This is a genomic window from Neisseria sp. LACPHL-SPEC-2024-00856, assembly GCF_047915665.1.
GTDB classification, from domain to species: Bacteria; Pseudomonadota; Gammaproteobacteria; order Burkholderiales; family Neisseriaceae; genus Neisseria; species Neisseria polysaccharea.
Window position 1 is genome coordinate 43,862 of sequence record NZ_JBLRPR010000010.1, and the last position, 26,943, is coordinate 70,804.

The 26,943-nt window shown below is 52.7% G+C and carries 27 protein-coding genes, 1 tRNA gene and 3 pseudogenes; 10 read left to right on the forward strand and 21 right to left on the reverse strand.

Translation table 11 applies throughout. The features are described from left to right. Positions 1-35: 35 nt before the first annotated feature. From pheS to ACNAU7_RS08935, 6 genes are all read right to left on the reverse strand, one after another. Positions 36-1,028: a phenylalanine--tRNA ligase subunit alpha gene (gene pheS / locus ACNAU7_RS08910; RefSeq protein ID WP_107862566.1), complete on the reverse strand. Its 993-nt coding sequence runs from the start codon at positions 1,026-1,028 to the stop codon at positions 36-38. Between the two features lie 240 nt (positions 1,029-1,268). Next, a complete protein-coding gene (gene rplT, locus ACNAU7_RS08915; RefSeq protein ID WP_416301997.1) occupies positions 1,269-1,628 on the reverse strand; it encodes a 50S ribosomal protein L20 in 360 nt (119 codons plus the stop codon). A 12-nt stretch (positions 1,629-1,640) separates the two neighbouring features. After that, the gene (gene rpmI, locus ACNAU7_RS08920) at positions 1,641-1,838 is read right to left on the reverse strand and encodes a 50S ribosomal protein L35 (RefSeq protein ID WP_002232040.1); all 198 of its coding nucleotides are present in this window, start codon (positions 1,836-1,838) and stop codon (positions 1,641-1,643) included. Between the two features lie 146 nt (positions 1,839-1,984). Beyond that, positions 1,985-2,506 (reverse strand): translation initiation factor IF-3, encoded by a 522-nt coding sequence (gene infC, locus ACNAU7_RS08925; RefSeq protein WP_079453755.1) that lies wholly within the window; start codon positions 2,504-2,506, stop codon positions 1,985-1,987. Positions 2,507-2,523: 17 nt separating this feature from the next. Then, positions 2,524-4,437, reverse strand: a complete 1,914-nt coding sequence (thrS, locus tag ACNAU7_RS08930; RefSeq protein ID WP_416301998.1) for a threonine--tRNA ligase — start codon at positions 4,435-4,437, stop codon at positions 2,524-2,526. Positions 4,438-4,489: 52 nt separating this feature from the next. Next, positions 4,490-4,566: transfer RNA gene (locus tag ACNAU7_RS08935), tRNA-Val, on the reverse strand. Positions 4,567-4,744: 178 nt separating this feature from the next. On the opposite strand from ACNAU7_RS08935, the gene tgt reads away from it, so the two are divergent. The 3 genes from tgt (at position 4,745) to ACNAU7_RS08950 (ending at position 7,544) form a co-directional block, all read left to right on the forward strand. Continuing rightward, a complete protein-coding gene (tgt, locus tag ACNAU7_RS08940; RefSeq protein ID WP_416301999.1) occupies positions 4,745-5,860 on the forward strand; it encodes a tRNA guanosine(34) transglycosylase Tgt in 1,116 nt (371 codons plus the stop codon). Positions 5,861-5,869: 9 nt separating this feature from the next. After that, the gene (gene hemH, locus ACNAU7_RS08945; RefSeq protein ID WP_416302000.1) at positions 5,870-6,952 is read left to right on the forward strand and encodes a ferrochelatase; all 1,083 of its coding nucleotides are present in this window, start codon (positions 5,870-5,872) and stop codon (positions 6,950-6,952) included. 190 nt (positions 6,953-7,142) lie between these two features. After that, entirely contained in the window at positions 7,143-7,544 is a 402-nt protein-coding gene (locus ACNAU7_RS08950; RefSeq protein WP_416302001.1) for a c-type cytochrome, read from the forward strand. 62 nt (positions 7,545-7,606) lie between these two features. Here the strand turns inward: ACNAU7_RS08950 and ACNAU7_RS08955 are convergent, their stop codons facing one another. The 3 genes and pseudogenes from ACNAU7_RS08955 to ACNAU7_RS08965 all read right to left on the reverse strand — a co-directional run. Further along, on the reverse strand, positions 7,607-7,897 hold the full coding sequence (locus tag ACNAU7_RS08955; RefSeq protein ID WP_416302015.1) for a hypothetical protein: 291 nt from the start codon (positions 7,895-7,897) through the stop codon (positions 7,607-7,609). 223 nt (positions 7,898-8,120) lie between these two features. After that, positions 8,121-8,246, reverse strand: a pseudogene (locus tag ACNAU7_RS08960) (IS5/IS1182 family transposase); the annotation flags it as partial. After that, positions 8,226-8,444, reverse strand: a pseudogene (locus tag ACNAU7_RS08965) (potassium:proton antiporter); the annotation flags it as partial. The pseudogenes ACNAU7_RS08960 and ACNAU7_RS08965, both read right to left, overlap by 21 nt. Before the next feature lie 195 nt (positions 8,445-8,639). On the opposite strand from ACNAU7_RS08965, the pseudogene ACNAU7_RS08970 reads away from it, so the two are divergent. The 3 genes and pseudogenes from ACNAU7_RS08970 to rpoH all read left to right on the forward strand — a co-directional run bounded on the left by ACNAU7_RS08970 (position 8,640) and on the right by rpoH (position 12,115). Continuing rightward, positions 8,640-9,246: pseudogene (locus ACNAU7_RS08970) on the forward strand (DUF808 family protein). Positions 9,247-9,314: 68 nt separating this feature from the next. After that, positions 9,315-10,874, forward strand: coding sequence for an apolipoprotein N-acyltransferase (lnt, locus tag ACNAU7_RS08975; protein WP_416302002.1), 1,560 nt, complete (start codon positions 9,315-9,317; stop codon positions 10,872-10,874). A gap of 377 nt (positions 10,875-11,251) precedes the next feature. Beyond that, positions 11,252-12,115, forward strand: coding sequence for an RNA polymerase sigma factor RpoH (rpoH, locus tag ACNAU7_RS08980; protein WP_002217665.1), 864 nt, complete (start codon positions 11,252-11,254; stop codon positions 12,113-12,115). Positions 12,116-12,173: 58 nt separating this feature from the next. On the opposite strand, the gene ACNAU7_RS08985 is transcribed toward rpoH, so the two are convergent. Then, positions 12,174-12,320, reverse strand: a complete 147-nt coding sequence (locus tag ACNAU7_RS08985) for a hypothetical protein (RefSeq protein ID WP_304675804.1) — start codon at positions 12,318-12,320, stop codon at positions 12,174-12,176. A gap of 278 nt (positions 12,321-12,598) precedes the next feature. Here ACNAU7_RS08985 and ACNAU7_RS08990 point away from each other — a divergent pair, with 278 nt between their 5' ends. Beyond that, complete coding sequence (locus ACNAU7_RS08990; RefSeq protein ID WP_416302003.1) at positions 12,599-13,483, forward strand: YicC/YloC family endoribonuclease; 885 nt, start codon at positions 12,599-12,601, stop codon at positions 13,481-13,483. A gap of 83 nt (positions 13,484-13,566) precedes the next feature. On the opposite strand, the gene ACNAU7_RS08995 is transcribed toward ACNAU7_RS08990, so the two are convergent. The 5 genes from ACNAU7_RS08995 to pgeF all read right to left on the reverse strand — a co-directional run bounded on the left by ACNAU7_RS08995 (position 13,567) and on the right by pgeF (position 17,021). Further along, positions 13,567-14,082, reverse strand: coding sequence for an RDD family protein (locus tag ACNAU7_RS08995; RefSeq protein ID WP_416302016.1), 516 nt, complete (start codon positions 14,080-14,082; stop codon positions 13,567-13,569). A 74-nt stretch (positions 14,083-14,156) separates the two neighbouring features. After that, positions 14,157-14,576, reverse strand: coding sequence for a hypothetical protein (locus tag ACNAU7_RS09000; RefSeq protein WP_416302004.1), 420 nt, complete (start codon positions 14,574-14,576; stop codon positions 14,157-14,159). A 120-nt stretch (positions 14,577-14,696) separates the two neighbouring features. Beyond that, on the reverse strand, positions 14,697-15,695 hold the full coding sequence (gene holA / locus ACNAU7_RS09005) for a DNA polymerase III subunit delta (RefSeq protein WP_416302005.1): 999 nt from the start codon (positions 15,693-15,695) through the stop codon (positions 14,697-14,699). A 1-nt stretch (position 15,696) separates the two neighbouring features. Next, the gene (gene lptE, locus ACNAU7_RS09010; RefSeq protein WP_061693184.1) at positions 15,697-16,176 is read right to left on the reverse strand and encodes an LPS assembly lipoprotein LptE; all 480 of its coding nucleotides are present in this window, start codon (positions 16,174-16,176) and stop codon (positions 15,697-15,699) included. 65 nt (positions 16,177-16,241) lie between these two features. Continuing rightward, positions 16,242-17,021, reverse strand: coding sequence for a peptidoglycan editing factor PgeF (gene pgeF, locus ACNAU7_RS09015; protein WP_416302006.1), 780 nt, complete (start codon positions 17,019-17,021; stop codon positions 16,242-16,244). Positions 17,022-17,627: 606 nt separating this feature from the next. On the opposite strand from pgeF, the gene ACNAU7_RS09020 reads away from it, so the two are divergent. Further along, a complete protein-coding gene (locus tag ACNAU7_RS09020; protein WP_118782907.1) occupies positions 17,628-18,575 on the forward strand; it encodes a bile acid:sodium symporter family protein in 948 nt (315 codons plus the stop codon). A gap of 152 nt (positions 18,576-18,727) precedes the next feature. Here the strand turns inward: ACNAU7_RS09020 and rluD are convergent, their stop codons facing one another. Then, positions 18,728-19,852, reverse strand: a complete 1,125-nt coding sequence (rluD, locus tag ACNAU7_RS09025; RefSeq protein WP_416302007.1) for a 23S rRNA pseudouridine(1911/1915/1917) synthase RluD — start codon at positions 19,850-19,852, stop codon at positions 18,728-18,730. On the opposite strand from rluD, the gene ACNAU7_RS09030 reads away from it, so the two are divergent. Next, complete coding sequence (locus tag ACNAU7_RS09030; RefSeq protein ID WP_304703461.1) at positions 19,851-20,654, forward strand: outer membrane protein assembly factor BamD; 804 nt, start codon at positions 19,851-19,853, stop codon at positions 20,652-20,654. The two genes, rluD and ACNAU7_RS09030, sit on opposite strands and share 2 nt — an antisense overlap. 72 nt (positions 20,655-20,726) lie before the next feature. On the opposite strand, the gene ACNAU7_RS09035 is transcribed toward ACNAU7_RS09030, so the two are convergent. The 5 genes from ACNAU7_RS09035 to ACNAU7_RS09055 form a co-directional block, all read right to left on the reverse strand. Continuing rightward, positions 20,727-22,946: a DNA internalization-related competence protein ComEC/Rec2 gene (locus ACNAU7_RS09035; protein WP_416302017.1), complete on the reverse strand. Its 2,220-nt coding sequence runs from the start codon at positions 22,944-22,946 to the stop codon at positions 20,727-20,729. A 336-nt stretch (positions 22,947-23,282) separates the two neighbouring features. Next, a complete protein-coding gene (locus tag ACNAU7_RS09040) occupies positions 23,283-23,624 on the reverse strand; it encodes a hypothetical protein (RefSeq protein ID WP_416302008.1) in 342 nt (113 codons plus the stop codon). 89 nt (positions 23,625-23,713) lie between these two features. Further along, positions 23,714-24,916, reverse strand: coding sequence for a tryptophan synthase subunit beta (gene trpB, locus ACNAU7_RS09045; RefSeq protein WP_416302009.1), 1,203 nt, complete (start codon positions 24,914-24,916; stop codon positions 23,714-23,716). Between the two features lie 80 nt (positions 24,917-24,996). Further along, positions 24,997-25,671: a DNA glycosylase gene (locus ACNAU7_RS09050; protein ID WP_416302010.1), complete on the reverse strand. Its 675-nt coding sequence runs from the start codon at positions 25,669-25,671 to the stop codon at positions 24,997-24,999. Next, a complete protein-coding gene (locus ACNAU7_RS09055) occupies positions 25,661-26,563 on the reverse strand; it encodes a DMT family transporter (protein ID WP_416302011.1) in 903 nt (300 codons plus the stop codon). The genes ACNAU7_RS09050 and ACNAU7_RS09055 overlap by 11 nt, the downstream gene beginning before the upstream one ends. A 238-nt stretch (positions 26,564-26,801) precedes the next feature. Between ACNAU7_RS09055 and ACNAU7_RS09060 the strand changes: the two genes are divergently transcribed. Next, positions 26,802-26,943, forward strand: a 142-nt coding sequence (locus ACNAU7_RS09060; RefSeq protein ID WP_416302018.1) for an rRNA adenine N-6-methyltransferase family protein, incomplete at its 3' end; no start/stop codon positions are given.

Consider the following 26,943-nt stretch of genomic DNA (forward strand, 5'->3'; position numbering starts at 1 on the left):
TTAAATATAATTTAATTCTCAGTCAGCCTGCACGATTATTTCGCAAACTGCTTCAAGAAGTTCAAATCGTTATCAAAGAACAGACGCAAGTCGTTCACGTTGTAACGCAGCATAGCGAAGCGGTCGAGGCCGATACCGAAAGCGAAACCAGTATATTTCTCAGGGTCGATATTGACGTTTTTCAATACGTTAGGATGTACCATACCGCAACCGCCTACTTCCAGCCATTTGCCGTTTTCACCCATGATGTCGATTTCGGCAGAAGGCTCGGTAAATGGGAAGAAAGACGGACGGAAACGCACTTGCAAGTCATCGCGTTCAAAAAAGCGGCGGATAAAGTCGGTGAACACGGCTTTCAAATCGGCGAAGGTTACGCCCTCTTCTACCCACAAACCTTCCGCCTGATGGAACATAGGCGAGTGCGTGGCATCGCTGTCCACACGGTAAACGCGGCCGGGAGCGATAATGCGGATGGGTGGCTCTTTTTTGTCAAGCATATAGCGGATTTGAATCGGGGAAGTGTGCGTACGCAAAACATCGCCGTTTTCAACGTAAAACGTATCCTGCATCGCACGGGCAGGATGGTTTGCAGGGATGTTCAGGGCTTGGAAATTGTGGAAATCGTCTTCGATTTCAGGCCCATCCGCCACTTCGAAACCCATTCCGTGAAAGAGTTCGACCACACGTTGCAAGGTCAGGGTTACGGGATGCAGGCTGCCACCTTCCTGAGCGCGTCCGGGCAGGGTAATGTCAAGGGCTTCGGCGGCAAGTCGGGCTTGCAGCTTGGCTTCGTTGAGGGCATCGCGTTTATTGTTAAAGGCCATCTGAAACTGGTTTTTGCATTCATTGATATGCGCACCTATGGTTTTGCGCTCTTCAGGCGACATTTGACCTAAGGTTTTCAGAAGTCCGGTCAACTCGCCGGTTTTGCCAAGATAACGGGCTTTGATTTGTTCTAAAGTATTGAAATCTTGCGCAGCTTCTACTGCAACAATGCCTTCTGCAACGATACGGTTTACATTTTCCATAATATCAAGTCTGTCAATTAATGATATGCCACCTGAAACAACGAGGTCGCCTGTATAGCCTGACATATCAGACTCTTCAGACGACCTTATTTTCTTCACGGCCAATCCATTGGATAAATTTTCTGCATTTTAACGCAAATTTATTTAAAAAAATAGACTTTAAAGAAAGAAAATCAATTACATAGAATTTCTGCAAACAAAGAAAAAAGGAAGCCGCAGCTTCCTTTTCAATTTTTTGGATTAAGCAGCCAAAGCAGCTTTGGCTTTTTCAACTAATTCTGCAAAAGCGGCTTTATCGAACACGGCCAAATCAGCCAATACTTTGCGGTCGATTTCGATAGAGGCGCGTTTCAGACCGTTCATAAATTTGCTGTAAGACAACCCGTTTTCACGCGCACCTGCATTGATACGGACAATCCACAATTGACGGAATTGGCGTTTGCGTTGGCGGCGGTCACGGTATGCGTATTGACCGGCTTTCATTACCGCCTGTTTAGCAACGCGGTAAACGTTTTTACGACGACCGCGATAGCCTTTGGCTAACGCGAAGATTTTTTGGTGACGGGCACGGGCGGTAACACCGCGTTTTACGCGTGGCATATTCTAAACTCCTTAAGCGTAGGGTAACATTTTAGCAACAGAAGCCAAATCGCGATCATTTACCATAGAGGTACCGCGCAGTTGGCGTTTGTTTTTGGTGGTCTTTTTAGTCAAGATGTGGCGTTTGAACGCATGAGCGCGTTTCACACCGCCGTTACCCAGTACTTTAAAGCGTTTTTTCGCGCTAGACTTGGTTTTCATTTTAGGCATGGGAAAACTCCATTCGTTATCGGATAAGGCATTAGGGGGTTTTAAAACATCGGTTTCAAACACTTGAACCCACAATACCACGGTTTTTTGCCGCAATTGAAAACTTACTCCGAAGCGGCAATCGGAGTAAGCGGAGAATTATAGCTTTATTTTTTCTTCGGCGCAATCATCATCACCATTTGGCGACCTTCCATTTTGGGAAAGGACTCGATTTGCGCCACTTCCGCCAAATCCTCTTTCACACGTTCCAAAAGTTGCGCGCCGAGTTGTTGGTGAGCCATTTCACGGCCGCGGAAACGCAATGTTACTTTGACTTTATCGCCGTCGGCAAGGAAGCGGTTAATGTTGCGCATCTTGATTTGATAATCGCCCTCATCCGTACCCGGACGGAATTTAATTTCCTTAATTTGTACCTGCTTTTGATTTTTCTTGGCTTCGTCGCGCTTCTTGGCTTGTTGGTATTTGTATTTACCGTAATCCATCAGTTTGCATACGGGCGGCTTGGCAGTCGGGGAAATTTCTACCAAATCGACATCTTGCTCTTCGGCCATAGCCAAAGCTTCACGAACTGAAACGACACCAAGCTGATCGCCTGACTCACTGATTAATCGCACTTCTTTGGCGGTAATTTCACCATTGATTCGTGCTTCGCGTTCTTGAGCGATGATGAATACTCCTATAAAAATTAATGATTGACGAGGGCATCAGTAATTTCTTGCTGCAATTGTGCAACAAAATCATCTACATTCAAAGAACCCAAGTCTTCTGCTTTGCGGCGTACCGCAACTTTGTTTTCTTGTTTCTCTTTATCGCCGACAACGATTTGATAAGGGAAACGGTATTGGCTGTTGTCACGGATTTTGTAACCGATTTTTTCGTTACGCAAATCCAATTCGACACGGAAGCCAGCGGCTTGCAATTTAGCAGCCACTTCACGGCAGTAATCCGCTTGATTTTCGGTAATATTCATAATCACCATTTGAACCGGCGCAAGCCACAATGGGAATGAGCCTGCATGGTTTTCAATCAGAATACCGATGAAGCGCTCCAATGAACCCAAAATAGCACGGTGCAACATTACAGGACGCGCACGATCGTTGTTTTCAGTTACATATTCGGCATTCAAACGCTCCGGCAATACAAAGTCCAACTGCAGGGTACCGCACTGCCAAGAGCGACCCAAGGCATCTTTGACATGATACTCAATCTTAGGACCATAGAATGCACCTTCGCCAGGCAACTCTTCCCACTCTACGCCACAAGCGGTCAATGCCTCACGCAAGCCTTGTTCGGCCTTATCCCAAACTTCGTCAGAACCTGCACGTTGTTCAGGGCGGAGGGACAACTTCACAGCAACATCATGGAAGCCGAATTGTTTGTAAATACGAACCAGCAATTCATTGAATGCACGTGCTTCATCAACGATTTGATCTTCGGTACAGAAGATATGCGCATCATCTTGCACAAAACCGCGAACACGCATCAGACCATGCAATGCACCGCTTGGTTCATTGCGGTGGCAAGAACCGAACTCGGCCAAACGCATCGGCAAATCGCGATATGAGCGCAAACCGTTATTAAAAATTTGCACATGACCCGGACAGTTCATCGGTTTCACCGCGTATTCGCGTTTTTCTGAACTGGTCAAGAACATATTGTCTTTATAGTTTTCCCAGTGGCCGGATTTTTCCCAGAAGGTTTTATCCATAATCTGAGGCGTTTTGACCTCTTTATAACCGGCAGCATTCAACTCTTTACGCATATGCTGTTCAATCACTTGCCACAAAGCCCAGCCTTTAGGATGCCAGAACACCATGCCCGGTGCTTCGTCTTGCAGATGGAACAGATCCAATTGCTTGCCAAGTTTGCGGTGGTCGCGCTTTTCGGCTTCTTCGATACGTTGAATATAGGCTTTCAACTCGTCTTTTGTCGCCCAAGCCGTACCGTATATGCGTTGCAGCATTTCATTGTTGCTGTCGCCGCGCCAGTATGCGCCCGCCAACTTGGTCAGTTTGAAGTTTTTCAGGAAACGGGTATTCGGAACGTGCGGGCCGCGGCACATATCGACATATTCCTGGTGATGATACATCCCCATCGCTTCCACTTCGGGCATATCGTCAATCAGGCGCAGTTTGTATTCTTCGCCGCGCTCTTGAAAAATTTTAATCGCCTCCGCACGCGGAGTCATGATTTTGACCACATCATAGTCTTGGGCAATCAATTCTTTCATACGCGCTTCAATGGCGGCAACATCTTCCGGTGTAAACGGTTTTTCCGTGGCAATGTCGTAATAAAAGCCCTCTTCAATGACGGGGCCGATAACCATTTTTGCATTAGGATAGAGTTGCTTGACGGCATGCCCGACAAGATGTGCGCAGGAATGGCGGATGATTTCGATGCCTTCCTGATCTTTCGGAGTAATGATTTGAACAGCAGAATCTTCAACAATCGGATCGCAAGCATCGACCAATTTGCCGTTTACCTTGCCTGCCACCGTCGCCTTCGCCAAACCGGCACCGATAGACGCAGCAATTTGAGCCACGGTAACGGGGGATTCGTATTGGCGGACTGAGCCGTCCGGCAAGGTAATATTCAACATCAAACGCTCCGAAAGATTAAAAAATAACGGCATAAATGCCGTTATGGGGATTTGGTAGGCACGATTGGATTCGAACCAACGACCCCCACCATGTCAAGGTGGTGCTCTAACCAACTGAGCTACGTGCCTTCAAAGAATTTTTGTATTTTATCGGGTCGTTTTAATTTTTGCAAGAGGTATGTGCGTTTCTTTATGCAACATTGCGGCAAGATTTGGGGATGCCGTCTGAAAAACCGTGGGAAATCATTTATAATGCCGTCTTTTAAAATATATTTCGACCCCTGTCGCCCAACTGACATTCAATCTTATGCTTAAATTTACCTTACACAAAAAAGACGGTCTCGCCCGACGCGGCACGCTGGAGTTGAACCACGGCAAAATTGAAACGCCGGTATTTATGCCTGTCGGTACTTACGGTTCGGTTAAGGCGATGAACCCGCAAAACCTGCACGACATCAAGGCACAAATTATTTTGGGCAACACTTATCATTTGTGGCTGCGCCCCGGTTTGGAAGTTATCGGGCAATTCGGAGGCCTGCACAGCTTTATCGGCTGGGACAAACCGATTCTGACCGACTCTGGCGGTTTCCAAGTATTCTCATTGTCTGACATGCGTAAGCTGACCGAAGAAGGCTGTACATTCCAAAGCCCGATCAACGGCGATAAACTGTTCCTCTCGCCCGAAGTGTCGATGAAAATCCAAACCGTATTGAATTCCGACATCGTGATGCAGTTGGACGAATGCACACCTGGAGAAGCAACGCACAGCCAAGCGCAAAAATCGCTGCAAATGAGCCTGCGCTGGGCGGAACGGAGCAAAAAAGCCTTTGAAGATTTGAAAAACCCGAACGCGCTGTTCGGTATCGTGCAAGGCGCGATGTATGAGGATTTGCGCGAAGAATCGCTGCGCGGTTTGGAACAGTTTGATTTTCCCGGCCTTGCCGTCGGCGGTTTGTCCGTCGGCGAACCCAAGCCCGAAATGTACCGTATGCTGCGCGCCGTCGGTCCGATGCTGCCCGAACACAAGCCGCATTACCTGATGGGCGTAGGCACGCCGGAAGACCTCGTGTACGGCGTGGCGCACGGTATCGATATGTTCGACTGCGTGATGCCCACCCGCAATGCGCGCAACGGCTGGCTGTTTACCCGTTTCGGCGATTTGAAAATCAAAAACGCCAAACACAAGTCCGACAAGCGTCCGATAGACGAAAGCTGCACCTGCTACGCCTGCCAAAACTTCAGCCGCGCCTACCTGCACCACCTGCACCGCACCGGCGAAATCTTGGGCGCACAGCTCAACACCATCCACAACTTGCATTTCTACCAAGTCATTATGGCGGAAATGTGCGATGCCGTCGAACAAGGCAAATTTGCCGACTGGCAGGCGCAATTCCACGAAAACCGCGCGCGCGGCACAGACTGACTCCCGGCAATGCCGTCTGAAGCCGCTTCAGACGGCATTTTGCCGCTTTACCCTACCCCCACTATTTTTCAGAAACCGATCATGCTTCCATTCCTTCCAGAACCCTCCCTTTCCTATACGCAACAAAACCGTACCGCCGTTTTGCTGTTGAACCTCGGCACGCCCGACGCACCGACCGCGCAGGCGGTACGACCTTATCTGAAGTCCTTTCTGACCGACCGGCGCATCGTCGAACTGCCCAAATGGCTGTGGTATCCCATTCTGCATGGTCTGGTACTGACGTTCCGCCCCAAAAAAAGCGCGCACGCCTATGAAAAAATCTGGTTTAAGGAAGGTTCTCCCCTAGAAGTTTACACAGCACGCCAAGCTGCCGCGCTTGCCGAACGTATGCCCGACCTCATCGTCCGCCACGCTATGACCTACGGCAATCCTTCGGTGGCAGACGTATTGTCGGAACTGAAGGCGCAAGGCGCGGGCAGACTGCTGGTCATCCCGATGTACCCGCAATATGCCGCCTCCAGCAGCGGAGCGGCAGTAGATAAAGTGTGCGGACAATTACTGCTGCAACGGAACCAAATGAGCGTCCGCACCGTTTCGCGCTTTTATGACGATACCGGCTACATTGATGCGATGAAAAACCACATCCTCCGATATTGGGCGGAACACGGACGTGGGAAAAAACTGATGTTGAGTTTTCACGGCGTACCGCAGAAGCACTACGACCTCGGCGACCCCTATCCCGACGAGTGCCGCCACACCGCCAAACTGCTTGCCGAAGCACTAAATCTGACCGAAGACCAATATGTCGTATCGTTCCAAAGCCAATTCGGCAGGGCAAAATGGGTTACACCGAGCACGCAGGATTTGTTCGGCAAACTGCCCAAACAGGGGGTAACCGAGCTGGACGTATTCTGCCCGGGCTTTTTGGCAGACTGTTTGGAAACCATGGAAGAAATCGCCCTGATGGGGCGCGAACAGTTTTACGAAGCAGGCGGCAAAAGCTACCGCTATATCCCCTGCCTCAACGACAACCCCGACTGGATAGACGCACTCGTCGCACTTGCCGAAGAAAACCTTGGTGGCTGGCGTTGAAACTGTTTGACCCATGTCTAAAATGCCGTCTGAACGCCGTGTTCAGACGGCATTTTCCCGCTACTTTAGCGTATGATGGCATCTATGCCGGACAACACATCAAGTGCAACCTTACTACCGATTCGGCAAAAAAATCTTTCACCCGCTACGCAAAATCAACAACAAGGTTTCAAACATTAAGGAAACACCAATGAACACAACCCGACTGCCGACCGCCCTCGTCTTGGGCTGCCTCTGCGCCGCCGCTTCTGCCGCCGACAACAGCATCATGACAAAAGGACAAAAAGTGTACGAATCCAACTGCGTCGCCTGCCACGGCAAAAAGGGCGAAGGTCGCGGAACCATGTTTCCGCCGCTCTACCGCTCCGACTTCATCATGAAAAAACCGCAGGTGCTGATGCACAGTATGGTCAAAGGCATCAACGGTACAATCAAAGTCAACGGCAAAACCTACAACGGATTCATGCCCGCAACTGCCATCAGCGATGCGGACATTGCCGCCATCGCCACTTATATCATGAACGCCTTTGACAACGGCGGCGGAAGCGTTACCGAAAAAGACGTAAAACAGGCAAAAAGCAAAAAAAACTAAACAGACAAAATGCCGTCTGAAACCGGCAATCCGGCTTCAGACGGCATTCAAATCAAACCTTTCTAACGCGGTACTTTCAGCCCCATAGACCCGATATTGCCGCCACCGTCAACCTCCTTTGCGGTCAGCATAAAGCCGCCGATGTCAATACGGCCACCCTCGACTGGCTCCTGACTGTCGGAACGCTTATCGAAAAGCTCGGCAAGGCTCAAACCCTCTTCGCCCGCTTCCAGCTTCAAACCGTAAGCAAGTGCCAAATCGCCCGAACGTGCTTCCGGCGAAATGACAAACTCGCCGAAGAAATCAAAATACTCACGGACGCCGATACCCGTCTCGGTAAAGTATTTCGCCATTTTATCGACCTTGCCGTCGGACAGGATGTACCACGCCAAATCCCCCGCCTGAAGCACGGTGTCGGACTGCATTTCGATTCGGCTTCCGTTGCGTATCAATGCGAAACAGCGTGCGTCAAACGAATCGGAAATCGGTTCGACCGTATCGGGATGGTATCCCTCCGCTTCAGATTCGGCAACCACTTTAAACGCCGACATTCTGACAATTTCCTTTTCCGCCAGCCAAATATAGTGGATTAAATTTAAACCAGTACAGCGTTGCCTCGCCTTGCCGTACTATCTGTACTGTCTGCGGCTTCGCCGCCTTGTCCTGATTTAAATTTAATCCACTATAATTGAATTTCCACAAACCGCCGAACACTGCCGGCGGACGCGCGACCAACATCAGGAACGCCGCAATCGCCAAGGCTTACGCCGCCCCGTCCAACACGCCGGCGGGAGAAACCAGCAGCAAAGGCATTCCCAAACGTGCGGACAAAGTGGTCGAAACCACGCTCAGAAACAACAGTGCGCCACCCGGCAGGAACAGACTGCCCATCCAATCCATGCTAACGATTCTCCCTTAAAATTTATGAAATTAAAATCGAAAGACTGTAACACGGCATTTTCTTTTCACGAAACTTTACTTCACGTCCGCCACCGCCTTCAGACGGCATTTTCCTGTTTCATGCCGCCTGAAACCGCCCAAATCCGCGTTCTCCTATATAATGTCGGACTTTGCGCCGCATTTCAGGATTCTTTAATGGCATTTGCCTCACTATTTACCCTGCCGGACGACATCACCGCCGTTTTGGACGATGTTGCCCTGATGACCAAAGCCGCCGTAAAGAAAACCGCCGGCGTGGTCGGCGACGATTTGGCATTCAATGTCAACCGGGCTACAGGCGTATCGGCAGAACGCGAGTTGCCGATTGTTTGGTCGGTGGCGAAAGGTTCTTTTGCCAACAAGCCGGTTTTGGTGCATGCGGCCCTGCTGCTTTCCGCCTTCCTGCCGCAACTCATTACGCCGCTTTTGACGGCAGGCGGGATTTATCTGTGCTTTGAAGGCGTGGAAAAGCTGCCGCACAAGTTTCTGCACCGACATGACGCGCATGCTCGTAATGGCGGCAATCGGCATCGGCATGACTGTTTTGGTGTACGGAATCGTCGCCGTCATCGTCAAACTCGACGACTTAGGCATGCTGCTGATGCGCCGCCCACAATCTCGGCCTTCTACACGATTTCCTGCACGCGCAACACTGGAACGCTGGCTGGGCGGAGTACTTCGCCAACCTCGTTGTCAGACTGCTTTCCGGTTCGATTGCCTGCACCCCGCCTTGCCGCTGATGAATCGTTTCGGCAGGCATTGATTCTTTTTTCAAATACCGATGCCGTCTGAAAGACGTTCAGGCGGCATCTTCCGAACAGGCAGACGAATATGTTTTCCAAACTGGACAAATACTGGCAGCACCCCGCCCTCTACTGGCCTTTGCTCATCCTTTTTGCCGCCGCCACCCCCTTTACCTTCGCACCCTACTACCACTTTTGGCTGATGCCGTTGATTTTCGGCGCCTTCGTCCGCCTCATCGAACTGCGTCCGCGTTTTGCCGCCTCTTCCGCCTACCTGTTCGGTCTGACCGCATACACGGCGCAATTCTACTGGATACACACTGCCCTGCACGACGTTTCCGGCCTGCCCGACCTCTATGCCGTACCGCTGACCTTCCTGCTGCCCGCCTACCTTGCCCTTTATCCGGCACTGTGTTTCTGGCTGTGGAAAAAATTTATCCTGCCTCGGGGCATAAAAATCGGTTTGGTACTGCCCATCCTGTGGACACTGACCGAGTTTGCCCGCGAACGTTTCCTGACCGGATTCGGCTGGGGCGCAATCGGCTACTCCCAAATCACCCCGGACAGCCCGCTGGCAGGTTTCGCCCCCTTGGGCGGCATCCATATGGTTACACTGGCGACCGCCTTTCTCAGTGTCTGGCTGGTTTTGGCGAGTGATAACACCACACGTTCGGGCAAACGCCTGCTTCCAATTATCCTGATTGCCGCCCTGCTTGCCGCAGGCTACACCGCCCAACAGACCAACTTTACCCGCCCAGACGGCAGCCGCAGCACCGTCGCCCTGCTTCAGGGCAACATCGCCCAAACCATCAAATGGCGTGAAGACCAAGTCATCCCGACCATACAGAAATATTACGAACAGGTCGGCAAAACCACTGCCGATATCGTCATCCTGCCCGAAACCGCCATCCCCGTCATGCGCCAAAACCTGCCGGAAAACATACTGGCGCAATTCGCCGAACAGGCGCAAAACAACGGCAGCGCGCTCGCCGTAGGCATCAGCCAATACACTTCGGACGGCAACGGTTACGAAAACGCCGTCATCAACCTGACCGGTTATCAGGAAAACAATCAGGACGGCATCCCCTACTACGCCAAAAACCACCTCGTCCCCTTCGGCGAATACAAACCGCTGCTCTTCCTGACCACGCCGCTTTACAAAATGATGGATATGCCCCTTTCCGACTTCCGCAAAGGCGGCGGCAAGCAATCCGCCCTAATGATGAAAAACCAAAAAATCGCCTTCAACATCTGCTACGAAGACGGATTCGGCGACGAACTAATTGCCGCCGCCAAAGATGCCACACTGCTTGCCAATGCCAGCAATATGGCGTGGTACGGAAAATCCAACGCCATGTACCAGCACCTCCAACAATCGCAGGCGCGGGCTATGGAACTCGGACGCTATATGGTCCGTGCCACCAACACCGGCGCAACCGCCATCATCTCCCCCAAAGGCAACATCATCGCCCAAGCCCAACCCGATACGGAAACCGTATTGGAAGGACACATCAAAGGCTATGTCGGCGAAACGCCCTATATGAAAACCGGCAGTTCATGGTGGTTGATGGGCATATTGGCCCTAGCCGCACTGATTCTTTTCATCGTATTTCCTTTTCGGTTGAAACCTCGCCCTTTATGGCGGTAGAATCAGACTTTATTTGGGAGGGGTGCAACCCCTTCCAAATCAGGACGACACATAGGGCGACGCTTTATGTGTCGTCCTGTGTGTTGAAACATCTTCCGAAACAAAGAACACTGATACCTGCACAGCCCGTCCGGACGGGCTGTCTTTTTTCAAAACGGCTATTTACATACAACTACGTATGTAATATAATTCTGAAATCGAATTGAGCCATCAGGTTTACAAAATCAATCAAACTTGCCTTACAAAATTTTCCTGTCTTTCAAACCTTAGCACATATCTCCTGCCAAACATACAAAATACAAGCCAAGCAGTGATATACTGCATCCCAACACACCAAACCGCCGATACGCAGTTTCAGCCAAAAGGAAATGCCTCAAATGAATAACGCTTTCGCATTACCCGCCATCCAAAGCGGCAACGGCAGCCTCGAACAATACATCCACACCGTCAACAGCATCCCGATGCTGTCCCAGGAAGAAGAAACCCGCCTCGCCGAACGCCGAATAAAGGGCGACCTCAACGCCGCCAAACAACTCATCCTGTCCCACCTGCGCGTCGTCGTTTCCATCGCGCGCGGCTATGACGGCTACGGGCTGAATCAGGCAGACCTGATTCAGGAAGGCAATATCGGACTGATGAAGGCGGTCAAACGCTACGAGCCCGGTAGAGGCGCACGTCTGTTTTCATTTGCCGTACACTGGATTAAAGCCGAAATCCACGAGTTTATTTTGAGAAACTGGCGTTTGGTTCGCGTTGCCACCACCAAACCGCAACGCAAGCTGTTTTTCAACCTGCGCAGCATGCGTAAAAACCTCAACGCCCTGTCTCCCAAAGAGGCACAAGACATCGCCGACGATTTGGGTGTCAAACTTTCCGAAGTTCTGGAAATGGAACAGCGCATGACGGGACACGACATTGCCATCATGGCAGACAACAGCGACGACGAGGACAGTTTCGCCCCCATCGACTGGCTTGCCGACCACGATTCCGAACCGAGCCGACAACTATCGAAACAGGCGCATTACGCCCTGCAAACAGAAGGTTTACAAAACGCTTTGGCGCAACTGGATGACAGGAGCCGCCGTATTGTGGAAAGCCGCTGGCTTCAAGACGACGGCGGACTGACGCTGCACCAGCTTGCCGCCGAATACGGCGTATCTGCCGAACGCATCCGCCAAATCGAAGCCAAAGCCATGCAGAAACTGCGCGGCTTTCTCACGGAAGAAGCCGAAGCGGTTTGAAATATACGCAATAAAATACCCGACAAATTGTTTTGTCGGGTATTTTATTTGGGAAACATCAATGCGGTTTGTGCGCCGTGCCGTACACGATTTTATCCGTCCAAGCCATCGCAATCGCCGAAATCAAAAAGCAGACATGCACCAGAAACTGCCACATCAGCTGCTTTTCCGACAGATTGGCGGAATTGATATAGTGGATTAACAAAAATCAGGACAAGGCGGCGAAGCCGCAGACAGTACAAATAGTACGGAACCGATTCACTTGGTGCTTCAGCACCTTAGAGAATCGTTCTCTTTGAGCTAAGGCGAGGCAACGCCGTACTGGTTTTTGTTAATCCACTATACATTTCCCTTCCTTGCAGCAACAAAAGCGCGTGATTCCAATCTACCGCTGCGAAATCTTCAATTTTTCACACCCGAAAACGCTTGCCGCCATACAGATGTGATATATTGATTCCATTTTAACGGACTTCGGAGAACGACATGAGCAGCGGAAATATCCACATCCACAGCATGACCGGCTTTGCCAACGCGGCGGCAGAGTGCGGCAGCAAACGCATCAACCTCGACATCCGCGCCGTCAACCACCGCTTTTTGGACATTCAAATCAGAATGCCCGACGATTTGCGCCATTTGGAAAACGGCATCCGCGAGCAGATTTCATCCCATATGGCGCGCGGCAAAGTCGAATGCAAAATCCAAATCCAAGATGCGGAAAACAGCGGACAGTCCTTGGAACTCAACTCGGATTTGGTGAACCAGCTTGCCGAAATCAACAAAAACCTCCGCAAGCATCACGATTTGGCAAAACTGGGCGTTGCCGATATTTTGCGCTTTCCGGGCGTATTGGCAAGCCAAAGGGAAAATGCGGACGCATTGGCAAAGGTTATTGCCGATTTGACCGATTCGGCACTGAAGGACTTTACCGCCGCACGCCGGCGCGAAGGGAAAAAATTGGGCGAGCACCTGTTACAACGCCTCGAAAGCATGGAAGAAATCATCGATGCTTTGAGCGAAATCTTCCCCGCGCTGGTGGAAGCGCATAAAGAAAAAATCCGCGCCCGCCTTGCCGAAGCAGTCGGCGACATCAATAATGACAGGCTGCAACAGGAATTTGCCCTCTTTATTCAAAAATCCGACATCGACGAAGAATTCAGCCGCCTGCGCACGCATATCGACGAAGTACGCCGTATCGTTACCGAACACAAAGGCAGCAGCGGAAAACGCTTGGATTTCCTGATGCAGGAATTAAACCGTGAGGCCAACACCTTGGGCAGCAAATCTATTGCTGCCGAATGCACCCAGGCCTCTGTCGAACTGAAAGTCTTAATCGAGCAGATGCGGGAACAAGTGCAAAATATCGAATAATCGGTTTCCCCGATAACCCAATGCCGTCTGAAAGCCCTTTCAGACGGCATTTTTTCAGTTTGAAACCTTTGCGGTATAAAGGCTTAAGGCTTTCCTTTGACCGCCACCAATCTTGTTCCTGCAAGAAAATCATACAGAAACTGCCGGTCGGGATTCAGCAGGGCGAACCCCCACGGTAAAATCAGCCAAATCAATGCTGCACCGAATGCATCCTTGGGTGAAATACCGAGCAGGTGGCGTAATCCGGCATAGGCTAACATAGGGATGAATACGATAAATATGCATGCCCAAATAAAACGCAGGCGGAGCAAGTGTAGAGACGGCTGCATACCGTTAACATCGCACAAGCCTATCCTCCATGTCCTCATCGCCAAGGTCTGTCCCTGCCCGTGCCAGTTGGCACGGAAATAAAGCCACCATGATCCCATTATCAGGATACTCGTTACCAATGCAGAAACCGCGATAGAAACGGGATTCAGAAAAATGGCGGCAATACCGGCAAGCAATGCTGCCAAACAGGTTGCCGCACCAACCAGCAGCATCTCATACAGCATGGCGGCAAAGCGGCGTTTGAGAGGGGCGGTTTTCAGTATCATCATATTTTCAGTCGGAATATGCCGTCTGAAACACCAGCGGGTTTCAGACGGCATTCATACAGATATGCCTCAGACGGTTAACGGTGCGGACGTTTCTGACCGCGCGACTGTTTTGCCGCCATTTGATTGATTTCCTGACGGGACGGGCGTTTTTTGAACATGGCGTGCGCCTCGTCCACCGAACATTTTTGCGACAGGCAGATCAGGGTAATCGCATCTTTCTGGTGTTGTCCGCCGCTGTGGTACATACGGCGCAGGTTGGCCTCATTGACTTTGCCTTTTTCCGGATCAATGTCGAATTTTTTCAGACGTTCGATAAACAGACGCTGCTGACGGCGGCTGGTCCAAACAAAACCGCCCGCGGCGGCAGCGACGATGATGGCGGCAAGCAGGATGGCAAGCGGCCAGGAATCGACAATCAATACGATAATGAGGCTTAAAACGGCGGTAGTCAGTAAAATCAGGCCGCCCAAGCGCAGTTTGGTCTTATTGTCCATAGGGTTGATGTTCCTTTATTGAGGTGGTCGTGCCGTCTGAAATGTTTTCGGACGGATTGGTGAATACTTTTCAGGATTAACGGTATTTTACAGTATTTTCGGATTTTAGGGATTGCTGCTTTATTCTGCCAGTGAAATGACGAGCTGTCTGAACGCCGCCCATGAATCGCCGTCTTCCGCACCTTTGATAATCCTGTCGATTTTGGCACAGGTTTTGAGCGCATCAAGCAGGCGGACGACGGAAATCCGCTTGACCGCAAGCGGTGCGAGCGTCTGCTTTTCACCCCAAAGCCTGAGGCTGTTGCGGACGGATTGGATGCTCTGCCCCTGCTTCAGGGCGGCAGCAAGCCGGATCAGCGTCCGCACGTCTTCGGCAACCGCCCACAGAAGCAGCACCGGTTCTTCACCTTCCTCCTGCAATCCGTCCAACAACCTGCATACGCGCGGCACATCACCCTTCATCCATGCGCCGGCAAGCTGAAAAACGTCAAAGCGGGCAACATTGGCAACGGCGGTTTGCGCCTCATCGATATTGACGGTATGTCCTTTCGGATACAGCAGCCCAAGCTTGTCGATTTCCTGACGTGCCGCCAGCAGATTGCCTTCCACGCGCTCGGCAAACAGTGCCAATGCATCTGCCTCGATACCCAAACCGATTTTGTCCAGCCGTCCGCGTATCCATTGGGGCAAGGCCGCCGCGCCGACCGGTTTGGCTTCCCACACTTCCCCCTTTGCCGCCAATGCGGCAAACCATTTGGACTGGAGCTGGGTTTTCTCCAGTTTGGGCAGTAAAACCAGCGTTACTGTATCTTCCGGCAGTCGGGCGACAAAATCCTGCAACGCCTCGCCGCCGGTTTTGCCGGGCTTGCCGTTAGGGATATGCAGTTCCAACAGCTTCAAATCGGCAAACAGACCCGCACTGCCTGCGGTTTGCAGCAGTTCGTTCCAATCGAAAGACGCATCGGCGGTATAGGCTTCGCGATTGAGATAACCCTGCTTCTTCGCCGCCGCCCTCAATGCGTCCAATGCCTCGATACGCAACAGCTCTTCCTCGCCGTGGATGACGTACAGCGGTTTCAAAGGCGTGTCCGTGTCGATGCGTCCGATATGTGCCACCACGTCATTCCGCCTTCAGAAAGGTCAGGCGGCGGACAATCTGTTCAGCGGCATCCTGCCGCATTTCCGCCCACAGGGTTTCTTCTTCTTCCTGTTTGCCCAAAATTTCGTTGTCGGCATAAGCAAGAACGCGGCGGACGGACACGGTCATCGGTTTGCCGACCGGCTCGCCGCGTTTCAATACCTGCGCTTCAACCGTCAATATCAAAAGATATTCGTTGATGACTGCCGCACGGGTAATGGTATAGGTTTCCTTGTTTTGGGAAACGCTGTCTATACGCAGGGTCATCTGCGCGCCGGCAGCATCGTCCACCCTGCCCGAAGCCTGATACAGCGCAGTTTCCAAAGGAAACTGCAATGCCTGTCCGCCTTCGATGTGCCAGCTCCGGTAGGTCAGCGGCGGAGAAATGCCGTCTGCACCTTTCAGGTGGAAACCGCACGCGCCCAGCATCAGCACTGCGGCAGTAAGAAACAGTTTGTTCATGGCTTGCCTTTCTCAAAAGCACAAAGTCGGTAGATTATAGTCGGTAGATTATATCAGCGGCGTGTTCAGACGGCATTGCCGTCCAGCCAAATCAGGCTCGCCATACGCCCTGTCGCTCCGTCGCGTCGGTAGGAAAAGAAAGTGTCCCGTTCCAAAACCGTACAATGCGTGCCGCCGTACACGCCGCCCACGCCTTCGCGCTTCAGAATCAGGCGGGCGAGCGCGTAAAGGTCGGCAAGGAATTTGCCGCCGCCTATGCCTTCAAATGCGGCGGCGGCTTCGGGCATGGGCGTGCAGAACGCATCAAACACGTCCTGCCCGACTTCAAACGCATCCGCACTGATGGCAGGGCCGAGATACGCCATAATTTCGACAGGCGGAACCTTCATCGCGGCAATGGTGTTTTGCAATACGCCGCCCGCCAAACCGCGCCAGCCCGCGTGTGCGGCGGCAACCGCCGTACCTGCCCTGTCGCAAAATAGAACGGGCAGACAGTCTGCGGTCATCACGGCACAGGCAACCTTGCCCGTGTCGTCCACGGAAGCGTCCGCATCGGGCGTGCCGTCCAATGCTTCGGCAGCGTTGACGACAATGGTGCTGTGGATTTGATTGAGGTAGGCAACGGGCAATCCGACCTGCTGTTGCACGATTTCGCGGTTGCGGCGCACGGCTTCAGGGTCGTCGCCGACATGCGTACCGAGGTTCAAACTCTGATACGCACCTTGGCTCACGCCGCCGTTGCGCGTGGTAATCAGGGTTTTCACATTGGCGGGCGCGGGCCAATCGGCGGTCAGGAAGTTTTTGCCTTTCGGGGCAAGATTTAGGGTTTCTGTGATGGTTTTCATTGGATATTGGAATAGGTGTGTGGCGGAAAAGGTTGATTAACTGCCTTCGGGGCAAATGGATGCTTGTTTTTTCGTCATTCCCGCACAGGCGGGAATTCGGAGATTCGGGATTGTTTTCAAACGTTCGGGTTTGGATTCTTGCCGGTGCAAGAATGATGCCCTTATATACTTTCTCCGAGCTTTATATAGTGGATTAACAAAAACCAGTACGGCGTTGCCTCGCCTTAGCTCAAAGAGAACGATTCTCTAAGGTGCTGAAGCACCAAGTGAATCGGTTCCGTACTATTTGTACTGTCTACGGCTTCGTCGCCTTGTCCTGATTTTTGTTAATCCACTATATGTTTCAACAGGGGATGGCACATCAAGCACCGCACTGCGTGTTGCCCGAACGAGACTACCCTCCGATTAGATTCTATCGCCATAAACAGACGGGTTTCAACCGAAAAGGAATGGGAATAAAGTCCGTTTCCGACACCTCTCGGGTGATGCCGTCTGAAAACCAATCTCCACTTTCAGACGGCATTGTTTAGGCGCAGTCATTTTGCAAATTAAGGTTAAGGCGTGTATGCTTGCCTTCCCTTAAAAACAAACACGCAACGCATTATTATGAATATCCTCAGTAAAATCAGCAGCTTTATCGGAAAAACATTTTCCCTCTGGGCCGCGCTCTTTGCCGCCGCCGCTTTTTTCGCGCCCGACACCTTCAAATGGGCGGGGCCTTATATTCCTTGGCTGTTGGGCATTATTATGTTCGGTATGGGTTTGACGCTCAAACCTTCCGACTTCGATATTTTGTTCAAACATCCCAAAGCCGTCATCATCGGCGTAATCGCACAATTCGCCATTATGCCGGCAACCGCCTGGCTGCTGTCCAAACTGTTGGACCTGCCTGCCGAAATCGCGGTCGGCGTGATTTTGGTCGGCTGCTGCCCGGGCGGTACGGCTTCCAATGTGATGACCTATCTGGCGCGTGGCAATGTGGCTTTATCGGTTGCCGTTACGTCTGTTTCCACCCTGATTTCCCCATTGCTGACTCCCGCCATCTTCCTGATGCTTGCCGGCGAAATGCTGGAAATCCAAGCGGCCGGTATGTTGATGTCCATCGTCAAAATGGTTTTGCTCCCCATTGTTTTGGGTTTGATTGTCCATAAGGTTTTAGGCAGTAAAACCGAAAAGCTGACCGATGCGCTGCCGCTGGTTTCCGTTGCCGCCATCGTGCTGATTATCGGCGCGGTAGTCGGGGCAAGCAAAGGCAAAATTATGGAAAGCGGCCTGCTGATTTTTGCGGTTGTCGTACTCCACAACGGCATCGGCTACCTGCTCGGCTTCTTTGCCGCTAAATGGACCGGCCTGCCTTATGATGCACAAAAAACGCTGGCCATCGAAGTCGGTATGCAAAACTCGGGCCTGGCCGCCGCGCTTGCCGCCGCACACTTTGCCGCCGCGCCGGTCGTTGCCGTTCCGGGCGCATTGTTCAGCGTGTGGCACAATATCTCCGGCTCGCTGCTGGCAACTTATTGGGCGGCAAAAGCCGGTAAACATAAAAAACCCTAAACGCCTTTTATCATAATGCCGTCTGAACGGGGCAAACGAAACCGGCGGTTTCCGCCCTGCCCCTTCAGACGGCCTTTGTTTGAAATCGGCGGGGACGATTGCCCGGCTGCTCCGGTTCGGCTGCCTGCGTTCGCCCCGCCTTTCAAGCCGCCTCACTCCCTTACATAAACCACTTCGACATCGTAGTCGTCTTCGTTCCAATCGTCATCGTCGTCCGCGCCGAATTTGTCCTGCCATTCCTCTTCATTGCTCAAAGACGAATCCAAACCGGCTTCAAGACGGAGAACGGATAACAAATGATATATGTCGTTTGGAATCGGTGCTTCAAACGAAACGGTTTCGCCGGTTTCCGGATGGACGAAACTTAAGCGGTAGGCGTGCAATGCCTGACGCGCGCCCAGACTTTTAACGGCTTCTTTCACCGGGTCGCTGCACGGATGGCGCAGGTTGCCGTAAACCGGGTCGCCGACAAGCGGATGGTTGGCTTCGCGCATATGTACGCGGATTTGGTGCGTCCTGCCTGTTTCGAGCGAGCATTCGATATAGCTGTGGGCAAGATAGCGTTCCAACACTTTGACGTGGGTAACGGCTGGTTTGCCGCCGAATTTGACGACTGCCATTTTCAGGCGGTTGTGCGGATCGCGTCCGATTTGGGTTTCAATTTTACCGTCAAAGGGAACGATGCCGTTGGCGACGGCGCGGTAGATGCGTTTGACCGTGCGTTCTTGAAGCTGTTGTACGAGGGAATTTTGCGCCGGCAGGGTTTTGGCGACCACCATCAGCCCGCTGGTTTCTTTGTCCAAACGGTGTACGATGCCTGCACGCGGTACTTGGCTCAATTCGGGACAGTGCGCCAACAGGCCGTTGAGCAGGGTGCCGCTCCAGTTGCCTGCGGCCGGATGAACGACCAGTCCGGCCGGTTTGTTGACGACGATGACGGTATCGTCTTCGTAAACAATATCCAAATCCATAGGCTCCGGCATGAATGCCAGATTCTCCTCACTCGGACGGACGGTTACACGGATTTGCTCACCGCCTATCATTTTGTCTTTGGGTTGCGAAGGTTTATCGTTTACAATAACCGCGCCTTCTCTAATCCATGATGTCAACCGGCTGCGCGAATAGTCTGGCAGAAGTTTTGCCAATACCGCATCCAACCGCCCGCCGGCAAGCTCGAGCGGAACAGTCAGACAAATACAGTTTTCGGTTTCCGGGGCTGACACAAAGTCTGAATCATCGCTATAATCGGATTCATTATCAAAGGAAGTATTCTGCATGAAAAAAATTCTTTTAACGGTTTCATTAGGTTTGGCACTGAGTGCCTGTGCCACCAAAGGTACGGTAGATAAAGATGCCCAGATTACCCAAGACTGGAGTGTGGAAAAACTCTATGCCGAAGCCCAGGACGAGCTGAACAGCAGCAATTATACGCGAGCTGTCAAATTATACGAAATCTTGGAATCGCGCTTCCCTACCAGCCGCCATGCCCAGCAATCCCAACTGGATACGGCATACGCCTACTATAAAGATGATGAGAAGGATAAGGCGCTGGCCGCCATTGACCGCTTCCGCCGCCTTCACCCGCAACACCCGAATATGGACTACGCGCTATACCTGCGCGGTTTGGTACTGTTCAACGAAGATCAGTCTTTCTTGAACAAGCTGGCCTCGCAAGACTGGTCCGACCGCGACCCGAAAGCCAACCGCGAAGCGTATCAGGCGTTTGCGGAACTCGTCCAACGCTTCCCCAACAGCAAATACGCCGCCGATGCGACCGCACGCATGATCAAACTGGTCGATGCTTTGGGCGGCAATGAAATGTCGGTAGCGCGTTACTACATGAAACGCGGCGCATATATCGCCGCCGCCAACCGTGCCCAAAAAATCATCGGCAGCTACCAGAATACGCGCTATGTCGAAGAATCGCTCGCCATCTTGGAACTCGCCTACCAAAAACTCGGCAAACCGCAGCTTGCCGCCGACACACGCCGCGTGTTGGAAACCAATTTCCCGAAAAGCCCGTTTTTGACACACACTTGGCAGCCCGACGATATGCCCTGGTGGCGTTACTGGCATTAAGCCCATCTTCTTCGTAATGCCGTCTGAAGCCCTTTCAGACGGCATTTTCCGTTCCGGCACCAGCCTTCCCATTCACTCAAACGGTTTTTTCTGCCAATAGAATTTATACCCTCTCAAACGTTGAGCCTTCACGCCGCCGCGTCCCAAGCCGAATTGCAGCGCGCCCGACAAATCGGTACGCAGCAGTTTGATGCCGTGTGCGCGGACACGGTTTTGCACCGCTTCGGTCGGATGTTTGTAGGCGTTGGCATAACCGCTTGAAGCAACGGCATATTCTGGCGAGACGGCATTGAGGAACACGCCCGACGAGGACGTATTGCTGCCGTGATGTCCCAACACCAAAACCTGGCTGTACAGGTTGCCTCCATACTTGCCGACCAGGCTTTCCTCGCCCTTCGTATCCAAATCGCCCGTTACCAGTAGTGCCGCACCACCAGCCACAACACGCAAAACACAACTTTTCCCATTATCATCGATGTTTTTGCGTTCAGACGGCCTCAAAAACTCGAAATCTACGCCGTCCCATTGCCAACGCTGTTCCGCACAATGCCGCGCCCCCTCATAAAATTCCGGCTGTCCGGCATAAATCCCGCCGTTCGGTATCTTGCCGACTGCCTGAAAACCGCCGTCGTGGTCGCTGTCGTGATGCGACAGAACCAGCTTGTCCAAACGGCGGACACCCGCCGCATTCAGGCTCGGCACAATCCCCGTCTGTGCCGCCGATGCAGTTCCGGTGTCAAACAAAAGATGATGATTTGCCGTCTGAACCGACACCGACAAACCCTGCCCCGCATCCCAAACCGTAACCGCAGCCTCATTTTCCGGCACGCTGGGCGGACGGTAAAACACAAACCCTGCCAACAGCAACACCGCCCACGGACGCAAACCCAAGCCGCGCGGCAGCAGCAACAGCAAAGCGGCACACACCGCCAACACCAACAGCGGCAAAGGTGCAGAGGCAACGGCAAACTCGGGCGACACATCGGCAAGCCACACCAAAAACCGCAAAGTGTATTCCGCCAAAAATGCCCCCAACTGTTGCAAAGGCGCAAACGGCACGACCGAACCCAGCAACGCCAGCGGGGTCAACACCCAAGAAAACCACGGAATCGCCACCGCATTGACCAAAGGGCTGACCAAAGGCAGCGAAGCAAACAGATAACCGAGCAAAACCAGCGACAACACCGAAGCCGCCCACTGCCCGCGCAAAGCAGTTTGCCGTTTCCCCTCGTGCAAACGCCCCGAACACGCCCATATCAGGGCAGCCACCAAACCGAAAGACAGCCAAGTTCCCACACCCAAGACCGCCAAAGGGTCGAACAGCAGCACCGCCGCCAACGCCTGCCACCACGTTGCCCACGCCGACAGTCTTCCCCTGCGCCACGCCCACGCAAACGCCGCCAACATCAAAACGCTGCGCTGCGTCGGCACGGAAAACCCCGCCAACAGCGCGTAAAACAGCGCGCCCGCACACCCCGCCGCCAAAACCCACACGCGCGGCCGGGCAGGAAGGCGCGGGGAACAGGCAAGCAGCCGCTTCGCCAGCCACGCAAACAGCACCGCCACCATCGTAACGTGCAAACCCGAAATACTGACCAAATGCGTCAGTCCCAACGGCCGAAACGCCTGCCACAATTCGGGGCGCAATGCCGACTGTTCGCCCACGCTCAACGCGCGCATCAGCCCGATGCCGTCTGAAAGCTCGCCGTCCGCATCCGCCTGCCGCCAATTACGGCTGATGCGGCTGCGCCAAACCGCAATCCCCCAACCGCTTCCGTCATGCAGCAAAACCCTGTCCGCACCGACAGTCCCCACGCCGCCTATCCCGTTGGATAATGCCCACGCCTCACGGTTCAGCCCCCTAAGGTTCAATTCTCCTACGACAGGGCGCACGCGCGCCGTTATCCGCCACTTGCTCCCGACCGTCCACTCACGTTGCTTATAATCAGACAGCAACAAGTCAAACCGTCGTCCCTTACCGTCTACGGCCTTTGCCGCAAAACGGACGCTCCGCCCGTCCGAACTCGGCATATCTGCCACTTCCACCGTCAAAGGCACGCCTGAAACGGTTTCTGCCCGCCATTGGGAAGACAATGCCGCCTCCGTCCTGAACACACCGTAGGCAGCACCCGCCAACACGCACAGCATCAGACCGGCAAACGCAAAACGCCTTGCAAACACAGCAAAAACCGCAAAAGCCGCCAGCCAAACCGACCAATGCGGTACAACCGGCAGCGCGAACGAAGCCAACGCACCGACAACCCAACACGGCAAAAACCAACGACGGAACACGTCCCCTACCCCCGATATTTCAAAAATAAACGGATAATAAAGCAAATCCGAAAAACCGTCATAGTCGAGGACGCAGTCCCATACTACCTCGCCCTTGCTGTCTAGAGCTTGTATGGGCGTACCCAGATAGTCCGTCCTGCACGATGGTGTAGCTGTCCTCCTCGGCAAGCTTTGCCACCGGGGTGTAGCTACCACCGTCATACACCCACGTTCCGAGGTTTTGCACTAGCTCTGCTTGTCAAAAGATACTTCGCCTAACTTATTAACAACTCGGCGTGGGGCGTTTTCTTTTTCATATTCCCATTCGTGTAAAAGAACGTTGCCGTCCCAATATTATTAATTTTTCTTTTTCCAATTTTCATAGCGAATTTGTAAATTTTCTCGCCATTCTTCACTTGGACATTTATCTATAAGTTTTTGATATTCTTCCTCTGATGCACTTAAAATACAAGTTTCAAAAAGATGCAATAATCCCCAATGCATATCATAGAAAAAACCATCTGGAAAAAGAGATACTAATACCTCTGCTTCTTCAAGTGTAATAGGTTTTTCTATACTTGATATAAGCTCATTATATTGTTCTATCAATTCATCTATTTTTTCATCATTGTCATCTGCATCTGATTCTGTTGGCATTCTACCAATTGCTTTCAACTTCAAAAGTTGTTCTCTCATCATTTACAAGCTTCTTTAATTTTACAAGGAAAGTTCGTAAAAATGCCGTCTGAACTCAGGCTTCAGACGGCATTTTTATCAGACGGACGAGATTACAGTTTAATACCTTTGAGCTTCGCCACGGTATTGATGTCTTTGTCGCCGCGGCCGGACAGGTTGACCAGAATCACTTGGTCTTTACCCATTTTCGGCGCATTTTTCACCGCCCAAGCAACGGCGTGGCTGGATTCGAGCGCGGGGATGATGCCCTCGAAGCGGCAGAGCAAGTCAAAGGCTTCGAGTGCTTCGTCGTCTTTGGCAACGGTGTATTCGACGCGCTTGATGTCGTGCAGATGGCTGTGTTCCGGGCCGATGCCGGGGTAATCCAAGCCTGCGGAAACAGAGTGCGTCCCCAAAACCTGGCCGTTTTCGTCCTGCATCAGGTAGCTGCGGAAGCCGTGCAATACGCCGATGGGGGCTTTGCTGGTAATCGGCGCGGCGTGGTCAGGCGTATCCACACCCAAACCGCCGGCTTCCACGCCGACGAGGCGCACGTTTTCTTCGCCGATATACGGGTGGAACAAACCGATGGCGTTCGATCCGCCGCCGACGCAGGCAACGGCAACATCAGGTTGGCGGCCGATGGCTTCCAACATTTGTTCTTTGGCTTCATTACCGATGACGCATTGAAAATCGCGCACCATTTCGGGATACGGTGCGGGACCGGCGGCGGTACCGATGATGTAGAACGTGTCGTCCACGCGGGCGACCCATTCGCGCATCGCTTCGTTCATCGCGTCTTTCAGCGTGCGGCTGCCGCTTTCTACACCGACCACGTTCGCGCCCAACAATTTCATGCGGAACACGTTGGGCATTTGGCGTTGGATGTCGTCCGCACCCATATACACGTCGCAAGTCATACCGAAGCGTGCGGCGACGGTGGCACTCGCCACGCCGTGCTGCCCCGCACCGGTTTCGGCGATGACGCGTTTTTTGCCCATGCGGCGGGCGAGCAATGCCTGACCGATGGTGTTGTTGACTTTGTGTGCGCCGGTGTGGTTCAAGTCTTCGCGCTTCAACCAGATTTGCGCGCCGCCCAGATGCTCGGACAATCGCGCGGCATGGTAAACGGGGCTGGGCCTGCCGACATAATGTTTCAAATCGCGGCGGAACTCCGCCCAAAATTCAGGATCGTTTTTCGCTGCCTTATAGGCATCCGCCAGCTCTTGCAAAGCCGGAATCAGGGTCTCGGACACGAACAGCCCGCCGTGTTCGCCGAAAAACCCCTTCTCGTCGGGCGCGTGGTAGTTTTTCATCGGATTCTTCCTTGTGCTTCAGGTTTTCAGACGGCATTTCCGTTTTTTCAAATGCCGTCCGAACGGGAAATTGCCGGCAATTATAACTGCTTTTCACACAAGCCCGCCATTTCGAAAAACGCCCGATACGCCGCCGCTTTTTTCGCCAAACTCAAAGGATAGGCACGCGAAGTCGAAGGCAGGCGTGTCAGCGTCAAATCCCGTCCGGCAAACGGAAACGGCACGGTTTCGCCCGTTTTCGGCATTTTAATGCCACCGCCCTGAATATCGAGCAGGATTTCCGTCGCCTTGCCGCCTGTCGTACAAATATGGCGGCAGTCTGGTATTTTCGCCAACACTGCCGCCAAATCGACGGTTTCAACTACCTTTAAAAACTTGTCGGACGCATTGCCGTGCTGACGTACCGCCTTCAACACGGTCGGGCAGGACGCAATCCCCCGTTCGTGCAAAAACGTTTTGATTTTCTCCGCGTCAAACGCTTTTTCAGAGTGCGCAGCCTCCCCGTGGGACGGCATCTGAAAATGCGCCGCATCGTTAAAAAACACCAGTCCGTAAACGCGCCACATATCGTTTTGGAAATTCGGATAATGAAACTGCATCGCGCGTTTGTCTTCCTTGGGCGGAAACGTCCCCATCATCATGATCGATGCCCCGTTCGGCAAAACGGGATCGAACGGATAACTTTCAATTTCCAACCCGACCGCATTATTTTCCATTTTCACCCCATATACCCGGCCGCCCGCTTCAGGCGGCATTTTGTCCCAAATGTATCAAAATCATGCCGCCGGCTGCCGCCGCACAACCCGCCGCCAAAGAAATATGCAGCGGCTCCCCCAAAAACCAGACCGAACACAACATACCGAAAATCGGTACCAATGTTACATAAACAGACGCACCGCCCGCCCCCAATACTTTCACGCCTTCAAAATACCACGCATACGCCAAAACAGTCGCACCGACCGCCAACCACAGCAATGCAAGCCAGCCGCGCCCATCCATGACCGCTACCGCCCCAAGCGGCAAACCTTCCGCAAACCATGCCACGGCGGACAACATCAGCGCACCGGACATCGACGTAACCGCGGCAACCGTCAGCGCATCAATCCCGCGCAAAACCTTGCGCCCTATCAACGTATAAGCTGACCAGCAAACCACACATCCGAAAATCAGCCATTCCCCGGGCTTCAACCCGTCCGCCAGCACCGCTGCCGGATTACCCTGCGTAACCGCAGTTACCGCGCCGCCGACGGTCAGCAACATACCCGTCAGGATTTTCATATTCAAATATTCCCCGAACAACCATACCGCCAACAGCAGCGTCAACACCGGGTTCACGCTCATGACGACCGCGGCTTTGCCGGCAGGCATCTGCTGCAGGCCCAACATGAAGAATACGGCATACCCGCACACGCCGAACAAAGCGGCAACCGCCAAACCCAGCCATTGCCGCGACGACAAAATCGACAAAGCCGCAAACCTGCTGCGCGCAAACAACCAACCCGACAGCAAAACCGAAGCCAGCAGAAACCTGACCGCCCCGCCCGTCAACGGCGGCAGAGACTGCCCCAATATCCTGCCCATAGGCCAAGATGCACCCCATAATACCGCCATACCCAGCAGCTTCACATGAATCAGATAAGTCCTCATACAGTATCCAACCGTAAAAATACCAAACCGACGGATAAGACCGAACAAAACAGCATTATCAAGCCCCGCCGTTTTCGGTTACAATGTCCACATCAAACCGATATTGTAAACATATTCACATTTAAATGCCGAACAAGATGTCCATACGGCTTGCCGGATTCCCCCGAAACAGAAGGGACACCTTCCCAAAAATCCGGCCCGTATCCTCAAAACCGGTTGCACCGGTCAAGGAAACCCGATGAAAGAACACAAAGCCCGCAAGCGTTTCGGGCAGAACTTTTTACAAGACACGCGGATCATCAGCGATATTGTCAACGCCGTACGCCCGCAGGCGGATGATGTCGTGATTGAAATCGGCCCGGGTTTGGCGGCGATTACCG

What these genes read in the sequence shown, in the direction of transcription:
- tgt (WP_416301999.1), top strand. Translation starts at nt 4,745, where the DNA reads ATGCTTAAATTTACCTTACACAAAAAAGACGGTCTCGCCCGACGCGGC.
- lptE (WP_061693184.1), bottom strand. Translation starts at nt 16,176, where the DNA reads ATGAACAAACTGTTTCTTACTGCCGCAGTGCTGATGCTGGGCGCGTGC.
- ACNAU7_RS09030 (WP_304703461.1), top strand. Translation starts at nt 19,851, where the DNA reads ATGAAAAAAATTCTTTTAACGGTTTCATTAGGTTTGGCACTGAGTGCC.
- ACNAU7_RS08950 (WP_416302001.1), top strand. Translation starts at nt 7,143, where the DNA reads ATGAACACAACCCGACTGCCGACCGCCCTCGTCTTGGGCTGCCTCTGC.
- trpB (WP_416302009.1), bottom strand. Translation starts at nt 24,916, where the DNA reads ATGAAAAACTACCACGCGCCCGACGAGAAGGGGTTTTTCGGCGAACAC.
- ACNAU7_RS09000 (WP_416302004.1), bottom strand. Translation starts at nt 14,576, where the DNA reads ATGGACAATAAGACCAAACTGCGCTTGGGCGGCCTGATTTTACTGACT.
- pgeF (WP_416302006.1), bottom strand. Translation starts at nt 17,021, where the DNA reads ATGAAAACCATCACAGAAACCCTAAATCTTGCCCCGAAAGGCAAAAAC.
- ACNAU7_RS08955 (WP_416302015.1), bottom strand. Translation starts at nt 7,897, where the DNA reads ATGGCGAAATACTTTACCGAGACGGGTATCGGCGTCCGTGAGTATTTT.
- rpoH (WP_002217665.1), top strand. Translation starts at nt 11,252, where the DNA reads ATGAATAACGCTTTCGCATTACCCGCCATCCAAAGCGGCAACGGCAGC.
- rluD (WP_416302007.1), bottom strand. Translation starts at nt 19,852, where the DNA reads ATGCAGAATACTTCCTTTGATAATGAATCCGATTATAGCGATGATTCA.
- hemH (WP_416302000.1), top strand. Translation starts at nt 5,870, where the DNA reads ATGCCGTCTGAAGCCGCTTCAGACGGCATTTTGCCGCTTTACCCTACC.
- lnt (WP_416302002.1), top strand. Translation starts at nt 9,315, where the DNA reads ATGTTTTCCAAACTGGACAAATACTGGCAGCACCCCGCCCTCTACTGG.
- thrS (WP_416301998.1), bottom strand. Translation starts at nt 4,437, where the DNA reads ATGTTGAATATTACCTTGCCGGACGGCTCAGTCCGCCAATACGAATCC.
- ACNAU7_RS09055 (WP_416302011.1), bottom strand. Translation starts at nt 26,563, where the DNA reads ATGAGGACTTATCTGATTCATGTGAAGCTGCTGGGTATGGCGGTATTA.
- pheS (WP_107862566.1), bottom strand. Translation starts at nt 1,028, where the DNA reads ATGGAAAATGTAAACCGTATCGTTGCAGAAGGCATTGTTGCAGTAGAA.
- ACNAU7_RS08995 (WP_416302016.1), bottom strand. Translation starts at nt 14,082, where the DNA reads ATGATGATACTGAAAACCGCCCCTCTCAAACGCCGCTTTGCCGCCATG.
- ACNAU7_RS09020 (WP_118782907.1), top strand. Translation starts at nt 17,628, where the DNA reads ATGAATATCCTCAGTAAAATCAGCAGCTTTATCGGAAAAACATTTTCC.
- ACNAU7_RS08990 (WP_416302003.1), top strand. Translation starts at nt 12,599, where the DNA reads ATGAGCAGCGGAAATATCCACATCCACAGCATGACCGGCTTTGCCAAC.
- rpmI (WP_002232040.1), bottom strand. Translation starts at nt 1,838, where the DNA reads ATGCCTAAAATGAAAACCAAGTCTAGCGCGAAAAAACGCTTTAAAGTA.
- rplT (WP_416301997.1), bottom strand. Translation starts at nt 1,628, where the DNA reads ATGCCACGCGTAAAACGCGGTGTTACCGCCCGTGCCCGTCACCAAAAA.
- ACNAU7_RS09040 (WP_416302008.1), bottom strand. Translation starts at nt 23,624, where the DNA reads ATGATGAGAGAACAACTTTTGAAGTTGAAAGCAATTGGTAGAATGCCA.
- ACNAU7_RS09050 (WP_416302010.1), bottom strand. Translation starts at nt 25,671, where the DNA reads ATGCCGCCTGAAGCGGGCGGCCGGGTATATGGGGTGAAAATGGAAAAT.